Below are 11,015 nucleotides of genomic sequence, written 5' to 3'. Positions count from 1 at the left end.
TATCAAGCGCTAGCATGCGAGCTATGACGACTGCCGCGCAGCAGCCATCGGAGCTTGAGCTCCACACCGCACCCGTCAGGAAGTCCCAGATCCTCGCCTGGGCCTCGTGGGACTGGGGCTCGGCGGCGTTCAACGCCGTCATGACGACCTTCGTGTTCACCGTGTACCTGACCTCGAGCGCGTTCGGCGGGGCGGACCACGCGTCCTCCGTGCTCGGTGCGGCGCTCGGAATCGGCGGCCTGCTCATCGCGCTCCTCGCGCCGGTCTCGGGCCAACGCTCGGACGCGGGCGGGCGGCGCAGGCTCTGGCTCGGGATCCACACGGGAGTCGCCGCGCTCCTCACGGGCCTGTGCTTCTTCGCCTATCCGCGCCCCGAGCTGCTCTGGTACGGGGCCGGGCTCATCGCGGCCGGCCACGTGTTCTCCGAGCTCGCGGGCGTCAACTACAACGCGATGCTCGGCCAGATCGCGACCCCCAAGACGATCGGCCGCATCTCGGGCATCGGCTGGTCCGCGGGGTATTTCGGCGGCATCGTCGCGCTCATCCTTGTCCTCGTGCTCTTCATCCAGCCCGTCGTGCACTGGTTCGGCGCGTCGACGGCGGAGAACCTCAACGTCCGGCTCGTCGCCGTGTTCTCGATGCTGTGGATCATCGCCTTCTCGATCCCCGTCCTCATCGCTGTGCCGGAAGTACGACGGCGGCCCGCGGCTCGGCTGGGCGTCTTCGCCTCCTATGGGCTCCTGTTCCGGCGGATCGGCGCGATGTGGCGCACGAGCCCGCACACGCTCTACTTCCTGCTCGCGAGCGCGATCTTCCGCGACGGGCTCGCCGCGGTGTTCACGTTCGGCGGCGTCATCGCGGGAGGGACGTTCGGCTTCTCGCTCAGCCAGGTCATCTTCTTCGCGATCTTCGGCAACATCGTCGCGGCCGCGGGCGCGATCACGGGCGGATTCCTCGACGACCGCATCGGCCCCAAACGTGTCATCCTCGGTGCCCTTTTTGGGCTGCTCGTCGCGGGGACCGCGATCCTCGTCCTCGGGAACGGGAACTACCAGCTCGGGGGCTTCACGTGGACGGGGACCCTGACGTTCTGGGTCTTCGGGCTCTTCCTGACCCTGTTCGTCGGCCCCGCGCAGTCGTCGGCTCGCGCGTATCTCGCGCGCCTCGCCCCCGACGGCGAGTCCGGCGAGCTCTTCGGGCTCTACGCGACGACGGGCCGCGCCGTGAGCTTCCTCGCGCCGTCGCTCTTCAGCCTGAGCATCGCGATCGCGGCCCCGCTCGTCGCGGAAGGGCAGGCGCAGCGCTGGGGCATCCTCGGGATCATGGTCGTGCTCCTCGCGGGGCTGCTCGTCCTGCTCCCGGTGCGGCCGCCGTCGAAGGTCGCGACCGCCGTCGTCCCCGAACGCTGACCGTCCAGCGGTCGCCACCCGCGGGCCCCCACGGAACGTGGCCTTCAGATCGCCCCTGCACCGACGCGAGGTGACCCCCGAGGGGAAACAGACGCCGGACTAGAGTTGTTTCATGAACGTGGACGAGACCGAGCTCCCCGGGATCGGGGTACGCAAGGATTTCATGACGCAGTCGGGGCGCCGCCTCGGCGTCGTGACTCATCGCGACGGGCAGACGGAGCTCATCGTCTCGGCATGGGACGATCCGGACACGTGCCAAGCGTCCGTACCGCTCACGGGGGAAGAGGCCTCGGCGCTCGCCAATCTCCTCGGCAGCCAGCGGATCGTCATGCAGCTCAGCGAGGAGCACAAGGAAGTCCCGGGCATCGCGACCCGGCAGTTCAGCATCCTCTCCGACTCGCCGTACCGCGAGCAGCCCATGGGCAAGGCGGCGATCCGCACGCGCACGGGCGTCTCGATCGTCGCGATCATGCGGGAGGGCGAAGTGCTGCCCTCCCCTGGTCCGGACACGGTGCTGCGCGTCGGGGACCTGCTCGTGGCGGTCGGCACCCAGGAGGGCCTCGACGCGGCGGCGGCCGTTCTGCGCAACGGCTGAGAAGACCATGGACCCGATCGCACTCACGCTCATCGAACTGGGGGCGGTGATCTTCGCCCTCGGATTCCTCGCGCGGCTGGCAGGTCGGATCAGCATGTCGCCGATCCCGCTCTACCTCCTGGGAGGGCTCGTGTTCGGCGCGGGAAGCGTCGTCGACCTCCACGGCGTGCGCGAGTTCGCCCATCTCGCGGGCGAGATCGGCGTGATCCTCCTCCTGCTCCTGCTCGGCCTCGAATACACCGCGAAGGAGCTCTTCACGGGCCTCCGGCGCTCATGGCAGGCCGGCGTGGTCGACGCCGTGCTGAACATCATCCCCGGCGCTGTGGTCGCACTCCTCCTCGGCTGGGGCCCGCTCGGCGCTCTCGTGATGGGCGGTGTCACGTATATCTCGTCATCGGGCATCGCGGCGAAGGTCATCACCGATCTGGGCCGCGTGGGCAACCGCGAAACGCCCACGATCCTCTCCATCCTCGTGTTCGAGGACCTCGCGATGGCCATCTATCTGCCGATCCTCACCGCGATGCTCGCGGGAGTGAGCTGGCTCGGAGGGCTCCAGACGGTCGGCATCTCGCTCGCCGTCATCACGATCGTTCTCGTGATCGCCCTCCGCCATGGGCACCGGGTCTCGAAGGCAGTGCACAGCGAGAACTCCGAGGTGTTCCTCCTCAATGTCATGGGGCTCGCGCTCCTCGTGGCAGGGATCGCGTCCGCGATGCAGGTCTCGGCGGCCGTGGGAGCCTTCATGCTCGGAATCGCCATTTCGGGCACGACGGCGGATATCGCCTCCCGGCTGCTCGAACCCCTGCGCGATCTGTTCGCCGCGATCTTCTTCGTGGCGTTCGGACTCAACACGGACCCGCGCTCGATCCCGCCCGTGCTCGGCTGGGCGCTCCTGCTCGCGCTTGTGACGGCCCTGACGAAGATGGCGACCGGCTGGTGGGCGGCCGCACGGGCAGGCGTCGCGGTGCCCGGGCGCGCACGTGCGGGGGCGTCGCTCATTGCGCGCGGCGAGTTCTCCATCGTCATAGCGGGCCTCGCCGTGACCTCCGGTGCCGTGACGGACGACCTTGCGGCGCTCGCGACGGCCTACGTTCTGCTGATGGCCGTCATCGGCCCACTCGCGGCGCGGTTCATCGAACCCGCGGTCAAGGCCCTGCGGCGCGCGCGGCGGACGGGGCTCGCCTCCCCCGAGTTGAGAGTCGTCGAAGAGTCAGGTGGCGCGGGTTCGACCCGCGGGACGTGACCCCCAACGGGTGCACGAGCCGAGGTTAAACGCCACCGCAACCCCGACGAAACGCGGCTCCGCGAGCATGGAGGCATGGACGCCTCACGCACGGCCGCAGCAGCATCTGCCCCTCCGGACTCGTCCCGCGCCGCCGCCCCCGGCCAAACCGCCCACTCCGCCCATGCAGACCTTGCGTGCGAGGTCTGCGGACGCCTGCCCGAACCTCCGAAAATTCGGCTGACACTTGCCAACGTCGCCGCGATGCTGCCGATCGAGCTCGCGGTGCACGCCGCCGTCGTCGGCGCAGAGTGGCCGCTTCCGCTCAAGGTGCTCCTGCTCGCCGCGACGACGACGGCACTCGTCATCTGGGTCGCCGAGCCGAGCGTCCGGCGTCTCCTGCGCTCGTGGCTTCACGCGCCCGCACTCCGGCGACGCCGCGAACTCGTGGCCGCTCCGTCGCTGTGGCGAGGCCGCGTGACGCTCCCGGACATGCCCGGCGCGCTCGAGAAACTCACGCGCTCCCTCGCGAAGCTCGGTATCAACGTGCTCTCGATCCAGTCGCAGCCGGTCACGGGCGGGGTCGTCGATGCGCTCGTGCTCTCGGCGCCCGGCGGGCTCACCGAGGACGACCTCCTCGACGCGCTGGCCATCGGCGGCGGCGCCGCGCCACGCGTCTGGCCGACGACGCCGCTAGCCCTCGTCGACGGGCCGACGCAGGCCCTGAGCCTCGCGACGCGCGTCGCCGCGAACCCAGCCGAGCTCCCGCACGCCGCGGCCGAGCTCCTGGGCGCCGAACGCGTGCCTGCCGACAGCTTGCTCGACCCTGCCGCCGTCGCCCGGGGAACCGTGCTCAAGGTGCCGGCCTCCCCCGAACCCCTGGTCCTCGTGCGCCCCGACGAACCGTTCACGCCCGCCGAATCGGCGCGCGTGAGCCGCCTCGCGGAACTCGCCGAAGCCGCCGTACTCCGGGCCGGGACGGCGGGATCGTGACCGGCTACCGGCTCGGCGCGTGGCTATTCCTGCCTGGGCCGTCCGGCGGTCCACCAGCCCACGGCCCCGATCACGCTGCCGAAGACGACGATCGCGGCCCACACCTCGCGTGGGAACGTCCGCACGTTGCGGGGATCGGTACGGGCGAGATCGACGATCGACACCGCCCAGAAGACCAAAGCAGCCGCCAGGACGATGCCGGGCAGCCAACTCGCCAACACGCCGCTCATGCCTACATTGTCCGCGCGGAGGATCCTCGTCCCTAGGGCTCTTTGGCCCCGCCTAACGCACGATGATGACGTCGAGCGTGCGCGGACCGTGCACTCCTTCGATGCGCTCGAGCTCGATGTCGCTTGTCGCGGACGGGCCAGAGATGAGCGTGAGCGGCCGCGTGACGTCGAGGCGCGCGAAGCCCTCCGGCACGATGCCCACGATCGTCTCGACCGGGACGACGCACACGTGGTGGTCCGGGACGAGTGAGATCGCCCGGCGCCCTTGGTCCGGCGATCCGTCGAGCACGATCGTTCCCGTCTCCGCGATGCTCACGGCCGAGGAGGTGACAACGGCGTCGAGCGCGTCGAGGCGGCCGACGGCGACCGGTGCCTCGTGCGAGTCCGTCACCCTGTTCTCGACGAGGCTCGGGTGGAGCCACCCGCGCGGGAGTCCCTCGGGCGCGACGAAGCGCTTGCCGTCGAGGCGGGCGCGGATCGCGTCCGCCAGCGACTCGCGGCCAACCACCTCGACGCGGGCCTTGTAGTCCTCAAGCCTGTCGACGAGGAGCTCCACGAGGGCGTCCTCGTCGAGCCCGGACGCGGTGCGGTAGCCCACGGACCCTGACGGTTGAACGAGGGACTCCTCGACATCGGGCTCGCGGCCAAGTGCCTCGCGGACGCGTCCCAGAATGTCCTCGCGTGCGCTCATCGCGCCTCCTTCTCGCGCTTCTTCCACCAGCTCCGGAACGATTCGCTCGGCGGCGCCGGCACATCCCTGCTCTGCGTCCAGCCCGCGCCGAGACCCGGGAGCCGCGAGATCTTCTCGTCCCGCCCGGCGAGCGCCCGGGCAATGGGAAGGCCCTTCTCGAGGAGCCCCAGCCGATCACCCGAGGAGAGCGCCCACGACGCCGCACCCAAGGCGACGTCCAGCTGCGAAGGGAAGCCCCGCCGTCGTCGGCCCGCCGTCCCGCCCGAGACGTCCTCGCCGCGCAGATGCACGAGGATCTCGGGGATGTTGATCTTGACGGGGCACGCGTCGAAGCAGGCCCCGCACAGCGACGACGCATACGGGAGCGACGCGTTCTCCTCCGCCTCGACGCCTGTGAGCAGGGGCGAGAGGATCGCGCCGATCGGGCCCGGATACGTGGAACCGTAGGCATGGCCGCCCGTCCGCTCATACACGGGGCACACGTTCATGCACGCGGAGCAGCGGATGCAGTGCAGGGCGCTGCGTCCGTGGCGGTCGGCGAGGGCACGGGTCCGGCCGTTGTCGAGCAGGATCACGTGGACGTTCTGGGGGCCGTCGCCCGGCGTCACGCCCGTCCACATCGAGGTGTACGGGTTCATGCGCTCGCCGGTCGAGGATCGCGGGAGCAGCTGCATGAAGACCTCGAGGTCCTGGGCGCGCGGCAGCACCTTCTCGATCCCCATGACCGTGATGAGGGTCTCTGGAAGCGTGAGGCACATGCGCCCGTTGCCCTCAGACTCCACAACCCCGAGCGTTCCGGTCTCGGCGATACCGAAGTTTGCACCCGAGATGGCAACCTTCGCGGAGAGGAACTTCTTGCGCAAGTGCGCTCGAGCGGCCATCGCGAGGCGGCGCGGCTCGTCGGTGAGCGTGGGGTCGACGTCGGGCATCTCGCGCAGGAAAATGTCGCGGATCTCGGTCCGGTTCTTGTGGATCGCGGGGACGAGGATGTGGCTCGGCCTGTCGTGGCCGAGCTGGACGATGAGTTCGGCCAAGTCGGTCTCGAACGCCGCGATGCCGCGCTCCTCGAGGTGCTCGTTGAGGCCGATCTCTTGGGTCGCCATCGACTTGACCTTGACGACCTCCTTCTCCCCCGTCTCGCGGATGAGGCCCTCGACGATCGCGTTCGCCTCGGCCGCGTCCCGCGCCCAATGCACCGTGCCGCCACGGGCCGCGAACTGCTCCTCGAACTGGGTCAGGAGTTCGGGCAACCTCGCCATAGCCTCTGTCTTGATCGCGGAGCCGGCGTCGCGGAGGGCCTCCCAGTCAGGCAGCTCGGACACGACCTTGAGCCGCTTGTCGCGAATCGTGTGAGTCGCGCGGCCGAGGTTTGCGCGAAGTTGGGCGTCCCCGAGCTCGCGGTGCGCGGCCTGGGGGAAGGGCTCGACGGCGGAGATGTTTCCCGTCCCCCGGGGCAAGCCCCGCAGAGGACCCCCGGAGGGAAAACCAGGCATTCCAAGGCTTACAGCCGTCATCGTGCACCCCCTGCCAACGCGAGCTCGCCATCGAAGCGAAGCGGGTTTTCGCGGGTCGAGGCGAGCACCTCCGCGAGGTGGACGGTCCGCACCGGGGTGCCATCCGCCGTCGTCCGCCCTTCACGGGAAAGTCCGCCCCCAATGTGCATGAGGCACGAGACGTCGCCGCCCGCGCACGCGCTGGCGCCCGTTCCGCAAATGTTCGCGACTTTGTCGGCGAGCATCGCCGAGGAGACGTCGGCGTTCTTGATGGAGAAGGTGCCGCCGAAGCCGCAGCACTGGTCTGCTTCGGGGAGGGCGACGACGTCGAGCGCCTCCACGGTGCGAAGCAGGCTCAGGGGGCGGTCGCCCAGGCGGAGGAGTCGCATGCCGTGGCACGACGGGTGGTAGGTGATCGTGCCGGGGAGGTACGAGCCGAGCTGCGCTGCGGCGTCGGTGACGCCAAGGACGTCGGCGAGGAGCTGGCTGAGCTCGTAGGTGCGATCGCCGACGGCGTTCGCCCGCGCCTCGAGCGTGGGATCCGCGCGCCGATCCGCCTTCTCAACCGCCCACCGCGCGACCATCGCGTGCTGATGCTTCACCGAGGCGACGCAAGATCCGGAAGGCGCGACGGCGACGTCGTACTCCTCGCTCTCGAACGCGCGCACGTGGTTCTGCACCACCGGCAGCGCTTCGCGGAAGTAGCCCGAGTTCATGTGCATCTGACCACAGCACGCCTGTCCGGCGGGGAACACGACCTCGTGCCCGAGCCGCTCCAGGATCCGGACCGTGGCCTGCGCGACGCGCGGATACATCGCGTCGACGATGCACGTCGCGAAGAGCGCGATCTTCATGGGAGTCCTCTCCGGCCCGAGTCCAGCCTCGCGGGCCATGTGGTCTGACCATAGTGTCAGGGTTCAGCACGGACCGCAATCCCGCTCCGGTGGGCCCGTACGGCAAGATGGATCACATGCCTGACCGCCGCCGCGCCGAGAGGTCCGTCTCCGAGCGCCCGACCACCGACCGCGCCCACGACGCCGTGCTGCGCCATATCGAGGACAGCCTGCGGTCCGGCGACCTCAGGCTCGGCGACCGGCTTCCGGGCGAGCGCGCGCTGGCCGAGCAGTTCGGGATCTCGCGGGCGTCGGTACGGGACGCGATCCGCGCGCTCGAGGTCATGGGAATCGTGCGATCCGCGACGGGGTCTGGGCCGAACGCCGGCACGATCGTGGTGTCAGACCCTTCCTCGGCGCTGGGCTCGGCGCTGCGCCTGCACGTCGCGAGCCAGCGCCTGCCCGTGAAGGACATCGTCGAGGCCCGCGTGATGATGGAGACATGGTCGCTCGCCCACGCGGCCGCCGCCCCGTGGGAGCCCGCGCAGCTCGCAGAGCCGCGGCGCCTCCTGGAGGCGATGGACGACGAGGCGCTCCCCTCCGCAGCGTTCACCGCCTTGGACGCGCAGTTCCACGTCGCGCTGAGCGCGCTCGCGGGCAACGCCGTCGTGAGCACGATGATGGACTCGCTGCGGGAATCGATCCGCGGCTACGTCGACGAGGCGGTGCTCGCGCACGGCGAGTGGCACAGCATCGTCGAGGAGCTGCGGCGACAGCACCGGGGCATCCTCGGCGCTGTCGAGGCGCGCGACGGCGAGCGGGCGGCACGTCTCGTCCGCGAGCACATCGAGTGGTTCTACGCGCAGACGCTCTGACCCTCCGCGACCATCCCGCCCCACCCGCTGCCGAAACGTGAGATCACGGCACCAAACGCGCCGTTTCCGCCCGCGATCTCACGCTTCGATTCCGGGGGCCCATCCCGCACGCCGGAGCGCGGCCTCGATCTTCGCCGCCGCCCCTGCGAAACCGACTTGACGAGCAATCTCGGCGTCGATGGTGACGGTGATCCACCCGAGCGCGGCAAGGGCCTCGTCGCGGAGGATGTCGTTGCGCCTCTGCTGGGCCTGCAGGTGGTGGCGCCCGTCGTAGTTGACGGCGACCTTCCAGCGCACGAACGCAAGGTCCGGCCAAGCGACCCCCCAACCGGTTTCATCCAGCACCTCGTACCGAAGCTCGGGCTCCGGCAGCCCTGAGTCTTCGCACGCGAGGCGCAGCTTGGTCTCCGGGGCCGAGTCCGCGCCGACCCGCACGCGGGCGACGGCGTCGCGAGCCTTCGCGAGGTGGCGCACGCCTTTGTACGACTCAAGGACGGCCGCAAGGTCGGGAAGATGGCAGTAAGGCTTCCTGGCTCCCCCGAAACGACGCCCCTGTTCGTTGACCAGATGGTCTCCCGCCGCGACCAAGTCTTCGTGCGAGAGTAGCCCCGCAAGGTCGAGCCACGTCCGCCGGGGACTCGTGAGCCGGAGCTTTCCCCAGCTCACGACGTCCGCCGGCAGGAGCGTCAACCGATGGCCAATGACACCGCGGCGCACAGGACGGTTGCCGCCGTCGACCGTCGAAAGGTGAATCTCTGGCGAAGCGTCCCACGGGAGGGGCACTCCGAGGAGCCGCGCCGCCGTCAGATGGCTCGCGACGGCGCCCGGCGTCACGTCAAGAAGTGGAGCCACCGTGCCGGCCACGGGTTGGTCGACGCCCCAGGGCACCCGGACGCCGCGGCTCGCGACATAAAGGTCGCGACGGCGCGACACGCTCTCCCGCGCGCCGGCGATCCGCTGCTCGCGCAGGCTGAACGATCGATCTCGAAGGGGCTCAGGCAGGGGCTCGGGTGTCCGCATGGGGCCAGTCTTGCCAATCGATGTGGCCCGTTCGGGAGCAAACGTCACTTATCCACAGGGCAATTCATCGGTCGAAATCGAAGCGTGAGATCTGGCCGTCAACGCCGGCGCAATCCGACGAGATCTCACGCTTCGGGCCCCGAGCGAGCAGCTACACCGTCGTGCGGTGGAAGTTGAGGTAGCTGCGGGACGCGGTCGGCCCCCGCTGGCCCTGATAGCGGTTGCCGTACGCCCCCGAACCGTACGGGTGCTCCGCCGCCGAGGACAGCCGGAAGAAGCACAGCTGCCCGATCTTCATACCGGGCCAGAGCTTGATCGGGAGGGTCGCGACGTTCGAGAGTTCAAGCGTCACGTGGCCCGAGAATCCGGGGTCGATGAACCCCGCCGTCGAGTGCGTGAGGAGGCCGAGGCGCCCGAGCGAGGACTTGCCCTCGAGACGCGCCGCGATGTCCTCGGGGAGCGAGACGGTCTCGAACGTGGACCCGAGAACGAATTCGCCGGGGTGCAGGATGAACGGCTCGTCCGCATCGACCTCGACGAGGCGCGTGAGCTCGGGCTGCTCCTGCGAGGGGTCGATGTGCGCGTACTTGTGGTTGTCGAAGAGCCGGAAGAACCGGTCGATCCGCACGTCGACGCTGGACGGCTGGACCATGGCCGGGTCGAACGGGGCGAGCGCAATTCGCTCGGCCTCGATCTCGGCTCGGATGTCGCGGTCGGAGAGCAGCACCACCCCAAAATACCGCAGCCCGCGGGCGCGATGCCCGCGGGCCTCAACCGTGACTACTGTTCGAGGACGGCCTTGAGCGTCTCGAGCTGCTTGACCTCGGAGTCCATGGTCTTCTGGATCATGCCGCCCATGAGCTTCATGAAGCCCTTGGGCTCATAGGCGAGGCCGAAACTCAGGGCCGTCCCGCCGTCGTCCGTCGGCCGCAGCGTGAAGGTGCCTTTCGGGCGCGCGGGGCCCGCAACTACCTCGAAGCGCAGCGACTCGCTCGGCGTCGCCTCGACGATGCGATAGTCGCCGTCGATCTCGCGGCCGCCAGGGCCCGCGAGGCGCTGTGCGTAGACCGCCCCGACTTGGCCCGCATCGCCCGAGGCGAGTGAGACCGACTTCACCGAGGGTCGCCACAGCTTGTTGTTGAGACCGTCGGCGATGAACGCGTAGACGTCTTCGGGGGTGCGTCGGATGGTCACTGATTTCTCGGCCGCTGGCATGAGGTCAAGACTATTGGAATCCACTGGAATTCCCCTGTGAATCGCCTGCGCGCGGAACCACGCGGCGAACCCCACCTCAGCGCCGCGCAGCTGGAGGACGACGGCGATGATCACCGCCCGGCTGACAGCCAGCCGAGCAGTCCGACAGCCAAGCAGCACACGGGTTCCGTCCGCATTCTGGACGCCACTTCCGCCTGATATTCCGGGCATGTTGCGACCTTGTGAATTCCTCTTTCCGGGCCCGGAATCCCGTAGGTGAGCCCTTCAGGCCATGACACACTTACGGCTCGACAGGCTCCCACCCCTACCGGAAAGTGCATCATGACGACACAGCAACCTGAGCTCGACCATCTTGAGGATGGCGGCCACGCCCACTCGTCCGACCACGTCATCCATGCCGAGGATGCGGGCTACCACAAGGGCCTCAAGGCACGGCAGA

At 69.3% G+C, this 11,015-nt stretch carries 12 protein-coding genes; 5 read left to right on the top strand and 7 right to left on the bottom strand.

Annotated features, from left to right (window positions below; all coding sequences use genetic code 11):
* The first annotated feature begins 23 nt into the window (after positions 1–23).
* From SPF06_RS21060 to SPF06_RS21045, 4 genes are all read left to right on the top strand, one after another.
* Positions 24–1,409 (top strand): MFS transporter, encoded by a 1,386-nt coding sequence (locus SPF06_RS21060; RefSeq protein ID WP_323281126.1) that lies wholly within the window; start codon positions 24–26, stop codon positions 1,407–1,409.
* A gap of 112 nt (positions 1,410–1,521) precedes the next feature.
* A complete protein-coding gene (locus tag SPF06_RS21055) occupies positions 1,522–2,004 on the top strand; it encodes a cation:proton antiporter regulatory subunit (RefSeq protein ID WP_323281125.1) in 483 nt (160 codons plus the stop codon).
* Positions 2,005–2,011: 7 nt separating this feature from the next.
* Positions 2,012–3,247, top strand: a complete 1,236-nt coding sequence (locus tag SPF06_RS21050) for a cation:proton antiporter (protein ID WP_323281124.1) — start codon at positions 2,012–2,014, stop codon at positions 3,245–3,247.
* 75 nt (positions 3,248–3,322) lie between these two features.
* On the top strand, positions 3,323–4,219 hold the full coding sequence (locus SPF06_RS21045; protein WP_323281123.1) for an ACT domain-containing protein: 897 nt from the start codon (positions 3,323–3,325) through the stop codon (positions 4,217–4,219).
* A gap of 23 nt (positions 4,220–4,242) precedes the next feature.
* Here the strand turns inward: SPF06_RS21045 and SPF06_RS21040 are convergent, their stop codons facing one another.
* Genes SPF06_RS21040 through SPF06_RS21025 form a run of 4 tightly spaced genes read right to left on the bottom strand, consistent with a single transcriptional unit; the run spans position 4,243 to position 7,487 of the window.
* Entirely contained in the window at positions 4,243–4,449 is a 207-nt protein-coding gene (locus tag SPF06_RS21040; protein WP_323281122.1) for a PLDc N-terminal domain-containing protein, read from the bottom strand.
* Between the two features lie 52 nt (positions 4,450–4,501).
* A complete protein-coding gene (locus tag SPF06_RS21035; protein WP_323281121.1) occupies positions 4,502–5,140 on the bottom strand; it encodes a LutC/YkgG family protein in 639 nt (212 codons plus the stop codon).
* Entirely contained in the window at positions 5,137–6,654 is a 1,518-nt protein-coding gene (locus SPF06_RS21030) for a lactate utilization protein B (protein WP_428985813.1), read from the bottom strand. The genes SPF06_RS21035 and SPF06_RS21030 overlap by 4 nt, the downstream gene beginning before the upstream one ends.
* Positions 6,651–7,487 (bottom strand): (Fe-S)-binding protein, encoded by an 837-nt coding sequence (locus tag SPF06_RS21025; protein WP_323281119.1) that lies wholly within the window; start codon positions 7,485–7,487, stop codon positions 6,651–6,653. Before SPF06_RS21025 ends, SPF06_RS21030 begins: the two co-directional genes overlap by 4 nt.
* 116 nt (positions 7,488–7,603) lie before the next feature.
* Between SPF06_RS21025 and SPF06_RS21020 the strand changes: the two genes are divergently transcribed.
* Entirely contained in the window at positions 7,604–8,341 is a 738-nt protein-coding gene (locus tag SPF06_RS21020) for a FadR/GntR family transcriptional regulator (protein ID WP_323281118.1), read from the top strand.
* Between the two features lie 78 nt (positions 8,342–8,419).
* Here the strand turns inward: SPF06_RS21020 and SPF06_RS21015 are convergent, their stop codons facing one another.
* From SPF06_RS21015 to SPF06_RS21005, 3 genes are all read right to left on the bottom strand, one after another.
* The gene (locus tag SPF06_RS21015) at positions 8,420–9,361 is read right to left on the bottom strand and encodes a hypothetical protein (protein WP_323281117.1); all 942 of its coding nucleotides are present in this window, start codon (positions 9,359–9,361) and stop codon (positions 8,420–8,422) included.
* A gap of 151 nt (positions 9,362–9,512) precedes the next feature.
* Positions 9,513–10,088: a dCTP deaminase gene (gene dcd / locus SPF06_RS21010; RefSeq protein ID WP_323281116.1), complete on the bottom strand. Its 576-nt coding sequence runs from the start codon at positions 10,086–10,088 to the stop codon at positions 9,513–9,515.
* Between the two features lie 53 nt (positions 10,089–10,141).
* A complete protein-coding gene (locus tag SPF06_RS21005; protein WP_323281115.1) occupies positions 10,142–10,576 on the bottom strand; it encodes an SRPBCC family protein in 435 nt (144 codons plus the stop codon).
* Between the last annotated feature and the right edge of the window lie 439 nt (positions 10,577–11,015).

Source organism: Sinomonas terricola (genome assembly GCF_034931225.1).
Taxonomy (GTDB): Bacteria; Actinomycetota; Actinomycetes; order Actinomycetales; family Micrococcaceae; genus Sinomonas; species Sinomonas terricola.
The sequence above is the reverse complement of the archived record's forward strand: the minus strand, read 5'-3'. Positions and strand labels throughout refer to the sequence as shown.

Bases quoted from the DNA above. Each gene is read 5' to 3' on its own strand.
- SPF06_RS21060 (WP_323281126.1), top strand. From the start codon at position 24: ATGACGACTGCCGCGCAGCAGCCATCGGAGCTTGAGCTCCACACCGCA.
- SPF06_RS21055 (WP_323281125.1), top strand. From the start codon at position 1,522: ATGAACGTGGACGAGACCGAGCTCCCCGGGATCGGGGTACGCAAGGAT.
- SPF06_RS21050 (WP_323281124.1), top strand. From the start codon at position 2,012: ATGGACCCGATCGCACTCACGCTCATCGAACTGGGGGCGGTGATCTTC.
- SPF06_RS21045 (WP_323281123.1), top strand. From the start codon at position 3,323: ATGGACGCCTCACGCACGGCCGCAGCAGCATCTGCCCCTCCGGACTCG.
- SPF06_RS21040 (WP_323281122.1), bottom strand. From the start codon at position 4,449: ATGAGCGGCGTGTTGGCGAGTTGGCTGCCCGGCATCGTCCTGGCGGCT.
- SPF06_RS21035 (WP_323281121.1), bottom strand. From the start codon at position 5,140: ATGAGCGCACGCGAGGACATTCTGGGACGCGTCCGCGAGGCACTTGGC.
- SPF06_RS21030 (WP_428985813.1), bottom strand. From the start codon at position 6,654: ATGACGGCTGTAAGCCTTGGAATGCCTGGTTTTCCCTCCGGGGGTCCT.
- SPF06_RS21025 (WP_323281119.1), bottom strand. From the start codon at position 7,487: ATGAAGATCGCGCTCTTCGCGACGTGCATCGTCGACGCGATGTATCCG.
- SPF06_RS21020 (WP_323281118.1), top strand. From the start codon at position 7,604: ATGCCTGACCGCCGCCGCGCCGAGAGGTCCGTCTCCGAGCGCCCGACC.
- SPF06_RS21015 (WP_323281117.1), bottom strand. From the start codon at position 9,361: ATGCGGACACCCGAGCCCCTGCCTGAGCCCCTTCGAGATCGATCGTTC.
- SPF06_RS21005 (WP_323281115.1), bottom strand. From the start codon at position 10,576: ATGCCAGCGGCCGAGAAATCAGTGACCATCCGACGCACCCCCGAAGAC.